Source organism: Anaerolineae bacterium, from assembly GCA_013178165.1.
GTDB lineage: Bacteria > Chloroflexota > Anaerolineae > Aggregatilineales > Ch27 > Ch27.
In genome coordinates, this window is sequence record JABLXG010000011.1 from 42,312 (window position 1) to 62,300 (window position 19,989).

A 19,989-nucleotide genomic window follows, 5' to 3' on the forward strand; every position below is an offset into this window, starting at 1 on the left:
AGATTAGCAAACTCGACGATTTCCGGCAAAAAAAAGTAGCGCCCTCCGACCCAAACAGCCCCCGCCGGGGATCGACGGGGGCTGTTGTACGCTGGCTGCGGTGGAGCACAGCTCACCCGGCTGGCGGGTAGCCGGTCGCCGGCAGCAGCGTTGGGAAGCCGAACACCTCCGCGTAGGCGGTCACACGCAGCCCACCGTCTGCCGTCAGGATCGCCAGGTTGGTGATCGGCGGCTGCGGCCCGCTGATGATGGTCGTCTCGATGCGCATCTCAACGACCTGCCCCGGCGCCAGCGTGCCCAGGGCGAAGGTTACCTGCTGGCCGGAGACAGTGGCCGTCCCAACAGCCGTCGATGCGCCATCCACGCGCAGATCAGCACGGATGGTGTCGCTGACAACCACGCCGGTCAGCGGTACGCTATTCGGGTTGGTAGCCGTGATCACCCAGGTCACACGCTCCCCGATCACGCCGCGCCCGCCCGGCTGCAGGACACCAACCTTGCTCAGGGCAGGATCGACCAGCGTCACGCCGGTGGGTTGCCCACCGGGCAGGCTGGTGATGGTGCTGGCGCTGTTGTTGTTCAGGTTGGCGTCGTTGTCTGCGCCGGTGGTGGCCGTGTTGGGGATCGGGTTCGGTCCGGCGTAGTCAGCGGGAACGGCCACGGTCAGCGAGAAGGGGTACGGCCCGCCAACCGCCACCGAGGGGTTGGTACAGGCGATTGCCCCGCCGCTGCCGACCGCCGGTGTGGTGCACGCCCACCCCGCTGGCGCGGAAAGCGAGACGAATGTTGTCCCTGCCGGGAGTGTGTCGTTCATCACGCCATTAACAGCGGCGATTGCACCGACATTGGCCACGCTGATCGTGTAGATTAGCTCGTTGCCGGGCGTCACCGGGTCGGGTGCGTCGCTCTTGGCAATAGCCAGATCGGCTTCGCTGGGGGGTGTGGTGGTCAGGGCAGTAGTTGTGCTGGCGCTATTGTTCTGGGCGTTGCTGTCGTTGTCTGCGCCGGTGGTCGCCGTATTGGGGATCGGATTTGGCCCAGCGTAGCTGGCTGGAACATTGACCACCAGCGTGAACGTGTACGGCCCGCCAACCGCCACTGACGGGTTGGTGCAACTCACCGTCCCGCCGCTGCCCACCGCTGGCGTACTGCATGACCAGCCACCCGGCGCAGTCAGCGAGACAAACGTCGTCCCGGTTGGGAGCGTGTCGTTCATGGTGCCGTTGGTCGCCGCAGCGCTGCCGATGTTGTTCACGGCGATGGTGTAGGTAATGTCCCCGCCGGGCGCAACTGGATCGGGCGTGTCGCTCTTGGTGATGCTCAGATCGGCGGTTGTACTGACGGCCTGGCAGGTGAAACCGAAGTCGTTGCCGCTGGAGGTATTGTTGTAACCGATAAAAGGCGGCCCACCGGGCGGCAGGAAGTCCACCTCATGCACGTTGCCGGGCGTCAACGGCGTGGTGTAGACGCTACCAACGGGGATGATCGCCCCGTCCATGGCGATCAGGAGCGTGTCGGCCATGCCCACGGAGAAGCTGAACGTACCGCCCGCACCCGTCGTCGTCTCCTGAATCAGGATGTCGCTGCCGTCAAGCTGATCCGGCGTACCTCGATCCAGATAGAGGCGTACAGTGGCGTTAGCCTGGGGCGTGTCGCCGGTGTTGAACACGCCGTCATAGGCAGCAGGCGGCTCGCAGAAGACCGTGCCGGTCATCACGTTGGCTCCGGCAGTGATACAGGCCACGCTCTCATAATCCGTGTCTGTGGCGAAGGTACCAATGCGTGTGACCTGGGCCGTAGTCACGTCGATCTGCCACAACGTGTTCTGCTGAGCAGCAATGATACTCTCGCTGCCGGTCGTGCCGTAGAACGTGCCGTCATTGAAGACACCAAAGCCTTCCATATCGGTCACGTTGTCGGTGCCATCATTGAGGATGCCCACCAGGCAGGCGCTGACCAGGCCGGTAGCCGGGTTAAAGCCAGGGCTATTGGCCGGGTCGCGGCCATCCACATTCAGGCGGGCCAGCCAGTCCACCGTAGGCGCGGTGATGTCGTTAACAATGGCGTAGAACGTGCCATCTTCCGGGTGGATGGCCAGGTCATCGATCGTGTTGGGGCAGTTGACGCCGGGTGTGCAGGTGACACCGCCGGAGCAACTTGGCAGGTTGGCCGGGCGCAGGTCGATGATAGCATAGTCGAAGCCAGGGCCAAAGACATCGTTGACATGGCTACCGGTGGCAGGATCGACGCGGAAGATCGCATTGTTGGTGGTACCGCCGGTCTGCTCCAAAGCCCAGAGCTGGTTAGTGCGGGCGTCAATGGAGAGGCCGTCGCCATCACCGATATTGCGCGTCCCTAGCACGGTGTTATCCGCCAGGCCGATACCGGTGCCGATGGGGGTGAAGACGCCGGTAACCTGATCGATCACCCCGAACTGCCCGGTGCCGCCCGTATCGGTGGTGTCATCGATTGCCCACAGGAAGATGTTATTCAGGCTAAGCTCAATGGCCTCGACCTGATCGTACGGGTCGGTCTGGTTGGGCCGCCCCCCCAGGTCAACGCCGGTGAAGCGATCCATGCTATGGAGCATATCACCGCCGTCAGCGACCGAGTAGCAAATGATCGGGTTGGGCGGTCCCTGAGCCAGGGCGACCTCAGAGGGGATGCTCAGGCTGACAAGCGTGAGCACGGGCAACAGGGCCATCAGCGCCAGGCTGACGAGCGAGAGGAGAAAAGTGCGTATACGTAACATGGGGGCAACCTATCTACACAAGATCAGCAATCTAGACACGCCGCCGGCCACCAACTGGCCCAGCGAACCCGGCTGCGATTCAGCACGCCTGAAGCTCCCACAAAGGTCGCCACACCGGGAAGAAAACCACACTGGCAGCCTGTAAATAGTGAAGAACCGGTATGGTAAAGGCGCCGGGTTAAGCGATACCCCTATTATGGCAGATTTTCTCTAATTGCAACAGTAATTGAAAGGCTGACACGACTATTACGATATCTCTGCAACAACCGGCCCAATTCACCCCACCTGAGCCGGGCCATCTGTTACCCACGTGGCAACGCGGTCAGGTGCGGGCCAAAAGCTGCCGCCAGCCGGATCATGGCAGCGATCAGCACGTCCTGCACAGCCGGCCAGTTGGCTTCCACTTCCAGCGGCGCGATCGGTGTCATCCACCCCACCCGGCAGCGCCGGTGGCGCTCCAGCCGTTCCCAGCGCAGCGGCGAGCCAAAAGCCGTTTCAATGGCCGGGCGGGAGGTCGCCAGCATGTCGAAGAGGGCTTTGCTGCCAGCAGCATCGCGGCGGTCAATGATCACCTGCACGCCGGCCTCGCGGCGGCCCAGGACATAGGCGTAGCGCACACCGGGGCAGCCTGGGCTAGCGACCAGCATATTGCGGCGGGGTGGTTTCAGGTGATCATGCAGGTGAATTCGGGGACGGGCGCGGCTCTGCAGCGCCGCCCAGAAACGGGTATAGCGTTCGGGGGCTGGTTCGCCGGCAGGCGATTCCTCTCCCACTTGCGGCAGGGCAGCCAGCAGGCGCGTGAAGGCGGCCTCATACGACTCCTCGACAAAGTCGATGTACTGTAAATCGCGGGCCAGCAGCGGCGGCTTGCAGGGGGCGATGCGGATCGGGATGACGTTCTTGCCTTCCTCCAGCGCGTAGAGCGCCTCCTTGCGCACGAATTTGGAGCGGTTGGAAGCCGGGGACATGACCAGCACCAGATGCGTGGCATCCTCCAGGGCGTTCTCAATAGCGGCCAGCCATTCCGCGCCTCCGGTTAGCGCCGCGCGGTCCAGCCAGATCGGCACCTGCCGCGCCCGCAGATCGCCCACCAGCCGGTTGACAAACGCCGCATCCTTACGGGAGTAACTGATGAAAACAAGCGCCATGCGCGGCCTCCCTCTGCCAGCGGTCAACCCGCGGCCAGGTGCAGAAAATGCACACCGCCTGCTTCCAGGCCGACATACAGGCCGGGATCGCGCAGTTCATCGCCGGTGCGGATGAACGTCTCGCCGCTGAGCGCGTCATGCAGCCGCCAGCTTCCCCCGGCCAGGTCATCCCACGGCAGGCGGATGCGCCCCTGAGCCGGCTGCCTGCCCAGATTGACGACGATCAGCCGTCGCTCTTCTTCCAGCCGCCAGCACCAGGCCGCCAGATTCCGGTAGCTGGCGTTATCCGGCCAGCCGGAACGCTGGCACAACCGCCACACACCATCATGGAATACGGCAGCATGCAGTTCAGCCAGCAGCGCCCGGTAGAAATCCCCCAGCGCCCCATCCGGCGGTTCCGGGTGGCGGCGGCGTAACTGCACCGGCAGCCTGATCCGCACCCCCTCAAGCTGGCCTTCGTGGAACAGGCGCGCGCCGGGCAGCGTCGCAGCGGTGACGGCAGCCGCCCGCACCAGCCGGGGATCGAAAACAGCGGCAGCGCGCGGTTCGTCGTGGTTTTCGATGAAGCGCACCAGCCGCGCCTGGTAGTCAGGGTCAGCCTCCAGGTGCGCGTTCACTGACGGCGGATCGCCATGCGCCAGCCGGTCGTAGAGCCGCTTATCGTAGCAGTAATCGAAGCCCTGGTGCTGAAGTTCCCATTCCATGTCCCAGTAGACTTCGGCCATGAGCAGCAGGTCGGGGTGGGTTTGCCGCACTGCGCCAAGCACTTCCGGCCAGTACTCCGCAGCGGGTGGCTCCCCGGCGCGCGCGCCCCATGTCCCGGCGAAAATACGCCCCACTGGCAGCATGGCCATGTCCACGCGCACACCGTCGCACTGATCGGCGATGGCGCGCAGCGTGTCGATCGCCGCCCGGCGCAGGCCAGGGTGGAAAGCGTTGAGCTGGGCGGTGTCCGTCCAGGCAGGGAAGTAGGGATCGCGGCCATGAGCGACAACGTGTTCCCCGGCGCGGAAGAACGCCCGCGGCTGCTGTTCCAGATCGTCAGGCACGCCCTGGATGAAGTATTCGGGATGTTCGGCCAGCCAGGGGTGGTCAACCGCCACGTGGTTGGGGACAAAGTCCAGGATCAGGCGCAGGCCGCGCGCCGCCAGCGCCGCCCGCGCAGCGGCCAGTCCCGCCGGGCCGCCCAGACGCCTGTCAACAACGTAGCGGCCCACCGCATAAGGTGAGCCGATGACATCTTCCGGGGTGAAATCCGGCAGGGCAGCCCGGAAGCCCACCTGCAGATCAGGGTGAGCGCGGGCAATCCGGGCGCTGGCCGCGCTGCGCTCCCACACGCCCATCAGCCACACGGCGTCAAAGCGGCACATAGCCAGCGCATCCCACTCGGCAGCAGGGACATCGCCGAGCGCGATTGGCTTTCCGTAGCGCTGGCTGAGGGCATGTAGCCAGACCCAGGTGTTGATCTCGTAGATGGTTGGATGGCGCGGCCAGGCGGTCATGTAGCGTTCTCGAAAGCAGGCGGCACAGTCCTGATCATAGGCAGGGAGAGGGATTCAGCAAGCGACAAGAGAAGCACACGGCAGGATGCAGACGGGAACAAAAAACGGCCGCCAGGGCGGCGGCCATCAACCCGGGGGGAGAGGTCCCCGGTGCGTCACGCGGTTCCGTTACGGTTTCTCTGGCGCGTTACTGATCAGCCGCTTGCGCAACTGACTCCCTACGCTGGCTCCCAAACAATCTTAACACTATGGGGTTTCGATTTTCGCTTGTGGTTATCCCCGGCGTACCTCACAACACCGGTCTTGGCCACTCACAGCACCAATCTTAATATTGGCACTGCCTGCCAGCTTCAGTACGCTTTCGCGCGCCGTCCTCCGTAACGCCTACATGAGTCCGTTGGACCCCTCGTATTTTTACGGTAGCACCCTTCCTGTGGCCCGTCAACCAGATTCGGTCGATTCCCACAAAATCCTGCTTTGTGGATGGTAATCATCGCAATAAGAGCATCAGCAGCCCTTCGAGGCCGGGTCAGCGCCGCAAAAAAGAGAGGCCCACCCGGTCACGCCGGATGGGCCTGTAAGCCTCATCTGTCAGTCAGAACTACTGGCTGATCGTCCACTTCTCGATATTCCACAGGCCATTGTCCCATGGGCCAGGCTGGACATTCTGGATGCGGGCGCTGTAGACATGCACCTGATTCGGGGTGACGGTGAAGTCGTAGGCCACCTCTTGCTGGGTGATGCGCTGCAGTTCCCAGTAGATCGGCGTGCGATCTTCCACCGAGCAGCCGGGCACGGTACGGCCCCGCACCAGCAGGTCGTCGACCTCAGGGTTGACATAGGAGGCGATGTCAAAGCCGGAACCAGGGATGTCGTTCTTGCTGTACATCAGCGCGTTGGCGATGGCATTGGGGTCGGGCGGGCTGCCGCCACCGAAGCCAACAACCAGCATATCGAATTTCTGCGGCAGCAGGCGGTCATTCAGGAAGGCGCCCCACTCCAGCGTGGTCACAGTGATCTTCATGCCCAGTTGCGAGAGCTGATCCTGAGCCACCAGGGCGATGTTCTCCCACAGGTCGGTCAGCGGCGAGGAGAGCAGTTCCAGCTCCAGCGGCTTGCCGTCCTTGTCCAGGATGCCATCGCCGTCGGTATCGGCCCAGCCGGCCTCAGCCAGCAGTTCACGGGCACGATCCGGATCATACGGCCAGGGGGTCAGCTCGGTGTTGAAGGCCCAGGTGATGGTCGGGATGATCGACGAGATCAGGCGCACACCGTTGCCTTCGCCCAGGGTCGCCAGGATGGCGTCCTTGTCATAGCCCATGGCGATCGCCTGGCGGACGCGCACGTCGCTCAGGATCGGGTGCTTGGGCTGGTCAATCCGGTTACCTTCCGCGTCCCAGGCCGGCTGTGGATCGTTGGGATCGCCCCAGTTGAGGACCAGAATCGGGGTGTTGTGCAGCGGGAAGGAGAAGGTGTTCAGGCCCTCCAGCGAGGGGAGCTGGGCCAGCTCATCGGGATACATGAAAGCATAATCGATCTCACCGGCGACCAGCGCCTGGTTCTGGACGGCTTTATCCGGCATGACGCGCACAATCACATACGGGATCTGTGGCTCGCCCAGATAGTAGTTGGGGTTGGCGCGCAGGCGCGTGTACTCATCCGCCTGGTGCTCTTCCAGGATGTACGGGCCGCTAGCGATATCCGGGTTGGTGTTGAACTCGCTGGTCATGATGTCGCTGAAGTCCGGCGCATACTTGTGCGAGGGCAGCGGGCTGTTCAGCGCACCGGCCAGGTTGTTCCAGATCGTGCAGTTGACTTCCTTGAGCACCACCTCAAAGGTCTTATCGTTGATCACGTTCACCGCCGCGATCGACTCGATGTCAGATTTGCGCGGGGACTGCACCGCGTCCGAGGCCACGGCGTCGTAGGTGAACTTGACATCCTGCGCCGTGATCGGCACGCCGTCACTCCACACCGCGTCATCACGGATGGTGAAGGTGTAGGTCAGGCCATCTTCAGAGATCTCCCAGGAAGCCAGGCCGGGGACGGGCAGGCCGGTCATTGGGTCGACGTTGAAGAGGCCCGCCCAGATGAACTGAGCCACATCAAATGAGCCGCCATCGGTCATCAGGATGGGGTTGAGGGTGGTCATGTCGTAGGAGCTTGAGTAGATGAACGTCTCCTCGCGTCCACCCTGCCCGATCGCCGCCGAGGATGGCAGCACCAGCATGGCAAGCACAAACAGCACAACGAGCTTTTTCATGGCACCAATCCCTTTCCTGTTCTAATCTTGCACGGAATCCGGGACGGCAATCCCCGCCCGGCGACGGTCCCCCGGTGGCCGCGCGCCAGCCATCGGCGACCCCGTCACGTTGAATGTCTCCCCGCTCACCTCCCTTCCTGGCTTTGATTGCCCACGCCGCACGCGACTCGCTGTTGTGGTCAGGCAGCGCCAGGGCTACCCCCGGTCACGCAGATAAGCCGCCGTCGCCAGCCCGGCGCACACCTGTACGCCGACCAGGCTACGGATGGGCAACACACGGTAGTTAAGCCGGCTTTCCAGGTCAGCGCCCTGCTCTTCCAGACGGGCGCGCGCCTCCGCGGCGATCTGGCGGATCGCCGGGCTGGCGTTGCCGTCGGCGATCTCGGCTTCCAGCATCCGGGCAAACATCCCCAGCAGAAGCATTCGGTAGAAGCGGGAGCCGAGCGCGTTGCTGAAGTACTCCGCCTGCGTGGCAGGTCGGTTCGTTTCCTCACTGGTTTGCGCCCACTGGCGCTCAGCCTGGCGGTAGGCCGGCCCCATCCCCAGGAAAGCGTTGACGGCACGGGTGATCGGTGTCTCCTGGCGCAGGTCAGCCTTAACAGCCTCCATCCGGGCGGTCATCCAGCCGTCAAATTCGTCCTGCGCGTCCAGGTTCTGCAGGATGGCGTCACGGCGCAGGATATCTGTCGGCGACTGGTCGTTGACGCGGGGATCATCGTAGTAGGGCAGTTCCACCACCAGGAAGAACGAGCCGTAGCGGCTGGCGTATTCCGCGCTGGAGGCGCCGGATTGCATGGTCTGGGCCGGGTCGGCCACGCCATTTTTCTCCAGGTAATCGTAGGTATCCTTCGACGAAAGCATCTGATAGATGGCCGGGGCGAAGGTCACAGCGTTACTCATCTCCGGCTCGCCCAGGTCCAGGGCCAGACCGAACCATTCCGGCAGGGCATGGAAGGTGGGGTACAGCGACTCGCAGCGCTCAGAGACGTAGTAGTACACCCCGCCGAAACCAGAATTGTGCAGGGAGTAGAGCAGCGTTGGCTTGACCTCATCGATGACACGCATCAGGGCCTGCGTCTCCGGCAGCGGCGAGTTGAACTTGAGCGTTTTGTACTCGATCGGGAAGGTCCATTCCACCTGGTCAAAGGGAGCCGGGCGGAAGAAGTGGCGGGCGTAGTTGGTGGGTGTGAACGGCCCCTTGAACCAGCCTTCGTTAAGGCGCATCCCATCCGCGTCAATGGCCTTGATGAAATGCCAGGTGTAGCCCAGCTCGGCCCGCAGGGCGTCATCCTCGCACAGGCGGCGGCTGAGGTATTCGATCGTCATCGTGCCGATCGGCTCGTTGGGGTGCGGACCGCCAAAGATGAAGGCCTGGCGCGGCCCGCCAGCGATGGTGAGCAGTTCAATCGGGTCGCCGCGCCGGGTTTGCCCAATCGTGCGCAGGCTGGCCAGGCCGGGAAATTCCGCAACCAGCCGGCGGCTGGAGGCGTTCAGTTCGTCAACGGTCAGAAAGGACGAGTAATCAGGGATATCGCGGGCAATTGCTTGCAGATCCATCAGGATCGATCTCCAGTTGTCATGTGCGGGATGGCGTTCGCTGACTCGAGATATGCACCGCCATCCCCCGGCACGCAGGGCGATGAGTGTAGTGGCAGGCAATATCAGGATGATCCGGGGCGATAGGGTTACAGGCGAGCAGCGCCCACCTGATTGCGCTGATTATAGCATGCAATGCAACGTTATCAGCAAGTTGAACGCGCCCAGACCGAGCAGAAGCTCCGACGACAAGCCTGGCGAACCACAGGCAGGCGGCACAAGTTAAAGACGGGGACAACGGGACAGAAACGGGTGGCAAAAGCCAGAATCATGGCGGGGGCGTAGCCAGTGCCACCGCCGCGCCCCCAGCCGTGCCAGCCTTACAGCAACCCGTACTTTTCCGCGCCGGCCTTGAGGAACCTGAAGCCCTCTGCCGCCAGTACCTCCGGCCCCTGGTTGGGCGGCCGCCACAGACAGGTGGCCGCCGCCAGCGCCGGATTGATCGCGGCGAAGGATTCCAGCACCAGATGGCCGTCAAAATGCGCGTCGGCCAGCCCACGCCAGACCTCGTCCCAGATGACCGTACCTGTGCCCACCAGCCCGCGATGGCTCTCGCTCATGTGGATGTAATCGAGCACATCGGCGGCGTTAACCAGTGGGCGGTAGAAGCCCTCTTCCTCAATGTTCATATGATAGGTATCGGCGTGCAGCTTAAGGTTATCCGCGCCAACAGCCAGGACGGTCTCGCGGGCGTCCGCCAGGGTATTGTACAGATACGTTTCGTAACGGTTGCAGGCTTCCAGGGCCAGGGTGATGCCACGCCGCTTCGCCTCAGCAGCCACGTCGCGCAGCACTTCAACCACCGTCTGGCGTTCCTGCGGCGTGGGCGGCGCGCCGGTCAGCGTGCCCAGCGAGTAGGCGATGCAACCGCCGAGGTAGTAGCTGCCAACGGCCTCGGCCTGGGCCAGCGCCCGGTACAGGAAGTCGCGGGCTTTTTCCGGCCTGGTGGGCATATGGGCATCTTTAGGCAGCACCAGCGAGCAGGTGCAGGTGATCCCGGCCTTAGCCAGCGCCGCGCGGTGGGCGGCAGCGTCGAAATGGTCAGGGTCGAGCAGCGGGATTTCGATCAGGTCAAAGCCAACCCGGCCCGCCTCCGCGATGGCGTGGTTGCCCGCCTCAGTCGTCCACTCCCCGATCCAGACAAAAGCGTGAGCGCCAAATTTGACCATAGCCATATGTCCTTTCGTCATCCCGGCCCGTCGGAAGCTAACCTCGCCCGGCCAGACGGTGAAAATCCGCTTTCAGCAGCGGGTATAGCCCGGTGAACTGCTCATACAGCGCCTGGTAGATCGCCTGATGATCGGGCAGCGGCGCCGTCTCCGGCCCCAGCCGCACCACCTGGGCGCAGGCAGCCGCAAACGACGGATAGATACCCGCGCCAACCCCGGCCAGCAGGGCCGCCCCGACCCCGGCCTGTTCGACCAGCAGAGTCTGGCGCAGCGGGAGGCCAAAGACATCCGCCTGAATCTGCCGCCAGACAGCGCTCTCCGCCCCGCCGCCAGCGGCGATGATCACGCTCGCTGAACCGCCAAGCCCCAGACTGATCTGCAGCGCCTGCCGCAGGGCAAAGGCCACGCCTTCCATCACCGCGCGGGCCAGGTGTCCCCGCGTGTGGTAGTGGCTGAGGCCGATGAACGCCCCGCGCGCGGCGGGGTCCATGTGCGGCGTGCGCTCCCCGGCCAGGTATGGCAGGAAGATCAGGCCGTTAGCCCCCGGCGGGATAGCCGATGCTTCCTGGCTCAGCAGCGCGTAGGCCCCCGGCGTCCCGCTCAGGCCAGTCAGATCGCGCAGCCAGCGCAGCGATAGCCCCGCCGAAAGAATCGCCCCTAAGACGTAATTGACGCCCGGCACGGCGTGGATGAAAACATGCAGGCGCGGATCGGTGGCGATTCGACCATCCCCGGCGGCAACCGGCACAAAAACCTGCCCGCCGCTGCCGGTCGTCACGGAGGCCATTCCCGGCCCCAGCAGGCCGTTGCCGATAGCCTGGGCTGGCTGATCGGCGCAGCCAGCGATCACCGGGATGCCCGCCGCTAACCCCAGCTCGGCGGCGGCCTCCGGCAACAGCGTCCCAGCCACCGCCGATGATTCCAGCACTTCCGGGAAGATCTCCTCCGGCAGCCCGACCGCCGCCAGGATCGGCGTAGCCCAGCGTCGCCCGGCGATATCGAACACGCCGCTGCTGGCGGCGTCGCTCACTTCGGTAGCGATGCGCCCGGTCATGTGCAGCCGGACGTAATCCTTGGGGAAAACCACGCGGTGCGTCCGGGCCAGACGTTCCGGCTCGTGGCGGGCCAGCCAGAGCAGCGTAGCGCCCATGAAACCCACCGCCGGGAGTGTGCCCGCCAACCCGGCGTAACGCTCCGGTCCTAGCACAGCGGTCAGCGCCTCGCACTCGGCGGCGCTGCGCTGATCGGCCCAGATGATGGCCGGGCCGAGCGGTTCGCCCGCCGCGTCCAGCAGCACTGTCCCGTGCATCTGGCCGCTGAAGCTGATAGCGGCGACGTCAGTGCGCCTTGCTGCTGCAATGACTTCCTGCGTCGCGCTGACCACAGCTTGCCACCAGGTCTGCGGCTCCTGTTCGGCGCGGTCGGGGGCGGGCTTAAGCACCGGGTACTCCCGCCCGGCCACGGCCACGATTCCGGCAGATTCGGGGTCAAAGAGCACGGCTTTGGCGCTCGACGTCCCGATATCCAGGCCTAACAGCAACGGCATAGCAGCCTTCCTGAAGTTCCTGCAGGGCGCGTATTCCGGCACTGTGTGTACCCGCACAAAGCAAAGCCTCATAGCGCGGGCCTGCGACAGCTTGCCGATAACTATAGCAAGCCTGCCCGGCCAGTGGAAAGCCCCCATAAGAGAGGCCGGGAGACTGTCCGGGGCGTTGCGGCGCTGTGGTACTCAGACACCGCTGGCTGCGGGGCTGGCCCCTCCCCAGTGTGTCCTGCCGCCCCACAACCATGTCAGGCCATCTCTTCACACCGCCGGGCCGGGAATCAGGCTGCGCGGGCCGGAAACCACCCAGCCCGCGCAGCGATCTGGCAAAAGCAACCGGCTACTGCAGCGGTTACGAAGCGCGCCAGTACTGGCTGTTCTCCGCGGTGATCACCACCACGCCGGTATCCACGTTGGGCGGCAGCGGCGAGATGCCCGCGGCCTTCCAGTCAGACACGGACTTGATGAACCCGTTGCGAACCATGTAGAGCATCATCAGGCCCCAGAAGCCCATCTGCCAGGTACCCTGGGCCAGCGTGGCGCTCAGTTCGCCGCTGTCGATCAGGTCAAGCGTGCCCTCGTCATAGTCGAAGCCGATAATCTTGATCTGCCCGGAGAGGCCAGCCTCGCGTACCGCCTGCCCGACCCCGACCGCGCCCAGCGCATCCGTGGCAAACACACCCTTGATATCCGGGTTGGCCTGCAGCAGGGACGACATCTGCTGGGCGGCGATGGTCGAGTTGTTCTGGTCATCGATGATCAGGTCGTCAGAGGTCACGACATCCGGGAACTCGGCAGCCAGCGTGTCGATGAAGCCCTGGCGACGCTGGACATGGTTGAGCTGGGCGGTCACGCTGGAGATCGCCACCTTGCCGGAGCCAACCAGCGGGGCCAGCCAGCGGGCGGCCACTACACCGGCATAGTAGTTGCCCGTCCCCACAAACGAGTAACGCTTGCTGAGGGGCGAGTCAGCGTCAAAGCAGACCACCGGGATGCCGGCCTCGATAGCGGCGTTGATGGGGGCGATGAAGGCATCCGGGTTGGCAATGGTCGGCAGGATGCCATCGGGCTGCTGGCCCGCTACTTCCTCAAAGACGCGGGTCTCGGCGATGATGTCGTTCTCCGGCGTGCCGGTGTAGATCGCTTCAACCCCCAGGAATTCGGCGGCGTCCTGCATCCCGCGGTAGCAGTCCTTCCAGTAGTCGATGCCGGAAACGAACGTGACCATATAGTAGGTCTGCTTCTCCTGGGCCTTGACCGTCTTAAGGGCCGGGAGCAGACCCGACGCGGCTAAAATACTGCTGGCTTTAAGAAATTCACGACGCTTCACAGGGAAATCTCCTTTTCCTCTCTAAAGAACGGACGAACAGAGACGTACAGAACCGAACAGGGCCTAAGCCTTCCGGCGGGTCGGGCGGGCCTGGAAGCGCTGGCTGAACGTGTCGAAGCCCACCGCCAGCAGCAGGATGATGCCCATCGCCAGGTTCTGCCAGTAGACCGGCACCCGCAACAGCACCATCCCGTTGTTGATGAACCCGACGAAGATCAGGCCGAGCAGACCGCCCAGCACCGTGCCCTTACCGCCCTTCAGGCTGGCCCCACCGATAATACAGGCCGCGATCAGGCGCAACTCTTCACCGGTGCCTGACCCCGGATCGGCTACCGTAAAGCGCGAGACCGACAGCACGCCGGCCAGCGCCGCCAGCAGCCCCGACAGCGCGTAGACACCGATCGTAATCCGATCCACGTTGATGCCGGAAAGCCGGGCTGCGTCCGGATTGCCGCCGACATAGTAGATGTTGCGGAATAACGCCGAACGGCGCATCAGCACATCCCCGACGAACACCACAAACAGCGCAATCAGGATCAGGTTCGCCACGCCCAGCGTCTTGCCCTGGCCCAGGACAAAGAAGTCCTGGGGCAGGCTGGCGATGGGAGAGCCTTCTGTGATGGCCAGGCCGACCCCGCGGGCGATGCTCATCATGCCCAGGGTAGTGATGAAGGGGTTGATCCCGGCCTTGGTGATCAGCAGGCCGTTGGTCAGCCCGGCCAGCGCACCCGCACCCACGCCAACGAGCACCGCCAGCCAGATCGGCAGGCCGCCGCGCAGAGCCACCGCCGTCGTCACCCCGCCCATAGCGAAAACCGACCCCACCGACAGGTCAAACCCGCCAGAGACCAGGGCCGCCGTCATGCCGACCATCATGATCGCCGAGGCCGAAAAGCCCATCAGAATCGCATTGATATTGGCCGAGCTAAGGAAACGCCCGGTCTGCCATTCCAGCAGCAAACCCACCAGGATGATCATCACGATCAGGGTGAATTCCCGGAAGCGAAGCATCCGCTGCAAGAATCCGGCCACCCCGTCGTAGCCAGCCCTGCCTGTCGCCGCCGCATCGACCTTGCTCATGCCCCATTCTCCTGCCCACTGGCATACGTCATGATCAGTTCCTCGGTAGCCTCGCTGGCCGCCAGCTCAGCGACGATCGCGCCCTCGTGCATCACCAGGATGCGGTCGCTCATGCCCAGGATTTCCGGCAATTCGGAGGATACCATGATCACCCCGACGCCTTCCCGTGCCAGCTGGCGCAGCAGATGGTGGATCTCCCGCTTGGCCCCCACGTCAATGCCGCGCGTTGGCTCATCGACAATCAGGATGCTCGGCCTGATCGCCAGCCACTTGGCTACCAGGGTCTTCTGCTGGTTGCCGCCGCTCAGACGGCGCACTTCCTGATCCGGCCCGTAGGTGCTGATGTTCAGCCGCCCGATGTACTCGCGGGCCAGGGCCACCTCCCGCGCCGGCACGACGAAGCCGTTAGCCGTCACCTGCGCCAGCGACGCCGCCTCGATATTGGCCTTAAGCGCCATATCCAGGAATAGCCCGGCAGCCTTGCGGTCTTCCGGCAGGTAGGCCAGACGCAGATTAATGGCATCCTGCGGCGAGTTGATGGTGACCGGACGGCCCTTCAGGAAGATTTCGCCGCTTTCCTTTTCATCCGCGCCGAAGATCGCCCGCATCAACTCTGAGCGCCCGGAGCCGATCAGCCCGGCAAAGCCGAGCACCTCACCCTGGTAGAGCGTGAAACTGCAGGCATGCTGCTGGCCAGGCAGGCGCAGGTTGCGTACTTCCAGCAACGGCTCGCCGCGCCCGGTGCTCTTCTCCGGGTACATGTCGGTCAGTTCGCGGCCCACCATCATCCGGATCACCTCCTCCGGGGAGGTCTCTACGGTGATCCGCGTGCCGATGTAACGGCCATCGCGCAGCACGGTGATCCGGTCGGAGAGGGCGAAGATCTCGCTCAGTTTGTGACTGATGTACAGGATGCCCACCCCCTCCGCCGCCAGCCGGCGCAGCAGGGCGAAGAGCGTCTCCGCTTCGTGCTCGGTCAGCGCGGAAGTCGGCTCATCCAGGATCAGCACCTTGCACTGCCTGGAGAGCGCCTTGGTGATCTCCACGAGTTGCTGGTTAGCCACAGAAAGCGTGCTGACCTCGGCGCGGGGATCGACAGCTACGTTCAGGCGAGCCAGTTCGCGCCGAGCGTTCTCAAACAGCTCGCCATATTTGACCATGCCCAGCCGGTCAGTCGGCAGGCGACCCGGATAAATATTCTCAGCCACCGTCAGGGCCGGGATAACGCTCAACTCCTGATGGACGATGGCGATACCCAGGGCGATTGCTTCCTGCGGGCTGCGCAGGGCGACGGGCTGCCCCTGGAAGAAGATCTGGCCGGCGTCGGCGCTGTACACGCCGGAAAGAATCTTCATCAGCGTGCTTTTGCCTGCGCCGTTTTCCCCGATCACAGCGTGGATTTCGCCAGCTTGTAATTCGAGCTGGACATCATCCAACGCCAGCGTGCCCGGAAATTGCTTGGTGATACCTCTGGCTTCAAGTAGCACAGACATGGTCTTCACCCGGCGCCCAGCCGGTGACTCCTATTGGTGATGGTAGGTTGGCCATTCCAGATACTTGTTGAACGCCTCGTCGATGATCGCCGCTACCCGCGACTGATTGATGCTGACGTGATGCTCGAAACCGTTCTCACAGATGTAAGCCAGCAGGTCCTGGAAGTGGGGCACATGCACCACGCCGTAACCGCCAAAGGTCTCCAGCGGGTCGCTGGTGAAGTGGCCCTCGCCAGTATAGGCCGTGATCTCGCCGCTGAAATCGTCGGTAGAGACGCGCAGGAAGGTGAAGGGGCTTTCCTTCACCCGCCCGAAGATCGTGCCGTAGGTATTCTCCTTACCAACCGTCCCGGCAATGATGTCCTGGTAGCTCATCACCGGGATGTCTTCCACGAAGATAGCTTTGGGCAGGTTGGAGCAGTGGAAGATCACACCCTTGTCCGGGTCATCGCCGTAGTTGTTGTTCCAGTCCACAATGGCCGAGGGCCGCCCGGAGGCCAGCTGCAGGGCCAGCATCGCCAGCGCCCCGGCGATATCCGTCTCGCAGGCGGAAGGTGTTAGAGCATTGCTGGCCATGCTCATCAAGGTGCAGGGCACAATCCCGAAGTACTCCTCCATCGACGTCCAACACTGGACAGCGGTCGCGTCCAACTGGTTATCGGCCATCCAGCGATCCAGTACCACCCCGAACTTGGCCATCTTGAGCAGAGCCGCCGCCGGCACATCCTGGGTCCGGGCGTAGGCGCGGATGTGCGTCAGACGTTCCTGCACCGCCGCGTCATCATCAGTCAGGCGCTCAATCCGGCCAAAAACTTCTGAGAGGTCAAGCGTCTCCACGCTGATCCCGGCGCGGTCAAGCAGCTTTTCGCTAAAACGCACCGTCTTGAAAGCTTCCGGGCGCGCGCCCAGCATCCCCAGCCGGGCGCGACGCAGCCCGCGCACCACCCGGCAGATGCCCGCAAACTGCAGCAGATCTGCCTGGAATTCAGCGCTGGTGGGGTCCATAGTGTGGCGGCTGGTGATGGTGTACTTGATGCCGTACTGGCGCAGGTTGTTGCAGGCGCTCATCTTGCCGCAGAAGCTATCGCGGCGGTTGGCGATATCCATGCGGGCGACATCATCGGGGAACGCCTGAATCAACACCGGGACGTCCAGATCGGCCCAGCGCAGCGTGTTGGCGATCGCCCGTTCATCGCCGAAGTTGGGCAACGTCACCAGCACGCCGTCGATCTCGTCGCGGTGCTGGCGGAACAGATCGGCACAGATCTGCGCCTCGGCCAGCGACTCAATTGCCCCGACATTGGTCGCGTCTTCCGGGGTGATGATGGCCCGGATGCCCGCCTTTTCCAGCACTTCCAGCACCGTCTTGCGCCCGCTGAGGGCCAGGTGAGCCGGGAAGAAGCCCCGGTTCCCGACGATTACCCCCAGCGTCACCGGCCGCCGGGTAATCTCCAGGGCAGAAAGCCTGCCGGGCAGGATAGCAGTCATCGTCGTTTCGCTCCTTGAACGCGTGTGTTCAGCCCGTCTGACGGCAGCCTTAGCGCTGCCCGTAGACATTCTGGTAACGATCGTACAGCCGGTCGATATCCGCCTGCGCCAGGGGGATCGGCGTGCCGATCTGCAGCGCCGCCCAGACGATCGCGGCGTTATCCTCGGTCATCACCGCCGCTTTGACCGCCGCCTCAGCCGTCGGCCCGATGGTGAACACGCCGTGATTCTGCAGGATGCAAGCCGGGCTTCGGCTGCCGGTCAGTGTCTCCACAACCACCTTCCCGATCTCCTCCCCACCGATCAGGGCGAAGCCGCCGCAGGGTATGGGACCGCCAAACTCGTCGGCCATAGCTGTGGTAGTGCAGGGGATCTCCCGCCCCAGGATGGCGAAGGCGGTGGCATAACGCGAATGGGTGTGCACCACGCCGTTCACGTGCGGCATATGCCGGTAGATGTAGCAATGCGAAGCCGTGTCGGAGGACATCTTGTAATCCCCCTCCACCAGCCTGCCATCCAGATCGACGATCACCATGTTTTCCGGAGTGAGATCGGGAAACTTGACACCGCTGGGTTTGATCACCACCAGCCCGGTCTCCGGATCGCGGGCGCTAATATTGCCGCTGGTCCAGGCGACCAGGTTGTTCTGCGGCAGCAACGCGTGCAACGCGCAGACCGTTTCCCGCAAAGCCTGTAGTTTCATGTGCTGACATCCCTTGAACAGTCCGAAGCTGGCGGGTGGCCAGGGCGCCGCGTGAACGGCACCCTGGCGCATCAGGTCAGGTCCCCTTGAGGGTTAACCGGTTGCCACGCCGCGCGCCGCCAGCTTGATCGCCTTGAGGCGCTTCATGACGTCATTGCCCCCGCGCCCAAAGTAGTCGTGCAGGAGCTTGTATTCAGCGTAAAGCTGATCGTAAACTGCCTTGTTTTCCGGGATTGGTCGGACAACACGATCCTTGAGTTTGCCCATCTTCTCGGCGGCAGCTTTGATGTTGGGGTAGACCCCCGCGGCGACAGCGGCGTGCATGGCCGAGCCGAGCGCCGGCGATTGCGCCGATCCGGCGAACTTGAGCATCTTACCGGTGACGTCGGCGTAAATCTGGACGAGTAGCTGGTTCTTCTCCGGCAGGCCGCCAGCCAGCACCAGTTCGTTCACCGCCAGGCCCTTCGCCTCAAAGGCTTCGATGATGACCCGCGTGCCGTAAGCGGTCGCTTCGATCAGGGCGCGGTAGATGTCCGGGGCGCGGGTAGCCAGGGTAGCTCCCAGCAACAGGCCGGTCAGATCGGCGTCAACCAGAATTGACCGGTTGCCGTTCCACCAGTCGAGGGCGATCAGGCCGTGTTCACCCGGTTTCTGTTTGGCCGCTTCGGTCTCCAGATACTTATGCAGGTCCACACCAGCCGCTTTGGCCGCTTCGTGGTATTCCGGCGGGACGGCATGATCGACAAACCAGGCGAAGATATCGCCCACCCCGCTCTGGCCAGCTTCGTAGCCGTACATACCGGGGACGATGCCGCCATCCACAACGCCACACATGCCATCGACTTCGCGCAGTTCGGTACCGATCAGCATGTGGCAGGTGGAGGTGCCCATGATCATGACCATCGTGCCCGGCTCGGTGACCTTGACAGCGGGCGGGGTGACATGCGCGTCGACGTTGGCTACCGCCACGGCGATGCCGGGCCGCAGGCCGGTCGCCTCCGCCATCTCCGGCACCAGACCGCCGGCGCGGTCGCCAAGCTGGGCAAAGACCCGGCTCATCTTGGTATCAACCACATCGGCAAGATCGGGATGCAGGGCGGCGAAATACTCGCGTGGCGGATACGTGCCATCCTGCACCATGGCCTTATAACCGGCGGTGCAGGCGTTGCGCGTCTCCACGCCGCACAGCTGCCAGATCACCCAGTCGGCGGCCTCGATAAACCGATCGGCGGCGTGGTAGATCTCCGGCGCTTCCTGCAGGGTTTGTAGCATCTTGCTGAAGAACCACTCGGAGGAAATCTTGCCGCCGTAACGGTTGAGCCATGCCTGGTTCATCCGGCGGGCAGTTTCGTTGATCTGGTCGGCCTGGGGTTGGGCGGCGTGATGCTTCCAGAGTTTGACCCAGCTGTGGGGGTTGTCGCGGTACTCAGGCAGGTAGCACAGGGGGGTACCATCCGCTTTGACCGGCAACATGGTGCAGGCGGTGAAATCAATGCCAATGCCGACCACCTCGGCAGGGTCGATCCCGCTTTCCTTAAGGACGGCGGGAATCGTGTGCTTGATAACGCCGATATAATCCTGAGGAGCCTGCAAGGCCCAGTCCGGCGGAAGCGGTTTGTCACTCCCGGGGAGTGTGTGGTCAATGACCCGGTGGGGATACGGGTAGACCGCCGTGGCGATCTCACGACCGTCACGCACATCCACCAGCACCGCGCGCCCTGATTCGGTCCCGAAGTCTATGCCGATCGTATACATTGCCAGCACCTTTAATGTGTGGTATGCTTTCTGTGAACGTTCACAGTATCAGCGTAACATCATTATGCATCTTCGTCAAGTAGTTATGGGGGATTCCAACAGGCCCGGCGCAGCCGACACCGCCATCCCCGCCCCGCCGGAAATCATCCTCACCGGATCATCGCTCT

The 19,989-nt window shown here is 63.6% G+C and carries 13 protein-coding genes; all 13 read right to left on the reverse strand.

What is annotated here, in order from left to right; all coding sequences use genetic code 11:
• Positions 1–112 precede the first annotated feature (112 nt).
• Positions 113–2,752, reverse strand: coding sequence for a DUF11 domain-containing protein (locus tag HPY64_09475; protein ID NPV67359.1), 2,640 nt, complete (start codon positions 2,750–2,752; stop codon positions 113–115).
• A gap of 302 nt (positions 2,753–3,054) precedes the next feature.
• A complete protein-coding gene (locus HPY64_09480; GenBank protein ID NPV67360.1) occupies positions 3,055–3,900 on the reverse strand; it encodes a DUF4268 domain-containing protein in 846 nt (281 codons plus the stop codon).
• Between the two features lie 23 nt (positions 3,901–3,923).
• The gene (locus tag HPY64_09485) at positions 3,924–5,402 is read right to left on the reverse strand and encodes an alpha-amylase (protein NPV67361.1); all 1,479 of its coding nucleotides are present in this window, start codon (positions 5,400–5,402) and stop codon (positions 3,924–3,926) included.
• A gap of 601 nt (positions 5,403–6,003) precedes the next feature.
• Positions 6,004–7,665 carry a hypothetical protein gene (locus HPY64_09490; GenBank protein NPV67362.1) on the reverse strand — a complete coding sequence of 554 codons (1,662 nt, stop codon included), beginning with the start codon at positions 7,663–7,665 and terminating at the stop codon, positions 6,004–6,006.
• A gap of 195 nt (positions 7,666–7,860) precedes the next feature.
• The gene (locus HPY64_09495) at positions 7,861–9,222 is read right to left on the reverse strand and encodes a hypothetical protein (protein NPV67363.1); all 1,362 of its coding nucleotides are present in this window, start codon (positions 9,220–9,222) and stop codon (positions 7,861–7,863) included.
• 359 nt (positions 9,223–9,581) lie between these two features.
• Positions 9,582–10,430: a sugar phosphate isomerase/epimerase gene (locus HPY64_09500; protein NPV67364.1), complete on the reverse strand. Its 849-nt coding sequence runs from the start codon at positions 10,428–10,430 to the stop codon at positions 9,582–9,584.
• A 37-nt stretch (positions 10,431–10,467) separates the two neighbouring features.
• Positions 10,468–11,976 (reverse strand): xylulokinase, encoded by a 1,509-nt coding sequence (xylB, locus tag HPY64_09505; protein ID NPV67365.1) that lies wholly within the window; start codon positions 11,974–11,976, stop codon positions 10,468–10,470.
• A gap of 349 nt (positions 11,977–12,325) precedes the next feature.
• Positions 12,326–13,303, reverse strand: coding sequence for a substrate-binding domain-containing protein (locus HPY64_09510; protein NPV67366.1), 978 nt, complete (start codon positions 13,301–13,303; stop codon positions 12,326–12,328).
• Between the two features lie 63 nt (positions 13,304–13,366).
• Positions 13,367–14,383 (reverse strand): ABC transporter permease, encoded by a 1,017-nt coding sequence (locus HPY64_09515; GenBank protein ID NPV67367.1) that lies wholly within the window; start codon positions 14,381–14,383, stop codon positions 13,367–13,369.
• Positions 14,380–15,876, reverse strand: a complete 1,497-nt coding sequence (locus HPY64_09520; GenBank protein NPV67368.1) for a sugar ABC transporter ATP-binding protein — start codon at positions 15,874–15,876, stop codon at positions 14,380–14,382. The genes HPY64_09515 and HPY64_09520 overlap by 4 nt, the downstream gene beginning before the upstream one ends.
• A gap of 30 nt (positions 15,877–15,906) precedes the next feature.
• Positions 15,907–17,364, reverse strand: a complete 1,458-nt coding sequence (locus HPY64_09525; GenBank protein ID NPV67369.1) for a fucose isomerase — start codon at positions 17,362–17,364, stop codon at positions 15,907–15,909.
• 49 nt (positions 17,365–17,413) lie between these two features.
• Complete coding sequence (locus HPY64_09530; protein NPV67370.1) at positions 17,414–18,067, reverse strand: L-ribulose-5-phosphate 4-epimerase; 654 nt, start codon at positions 18,065–18,067, stop codon at positions 17,414–17,416.
• 93 nt (positions 18,068–18,160) lie between these two features.
• The gene (gene araB / locus HPY64_09535) at positions 18,161–19,822 is read right to left on the reverse strand and encodes a ribulokinase (GenBank protein ID NPV67371.1); all 1,662 of its coding nucleotides are present in this window, start codon (positions 19,820–19,822) and stop codon (positions 18,161–18,163) included.
• Positions 19,823–19,989 lie beyond the last annotated feature (167 nt).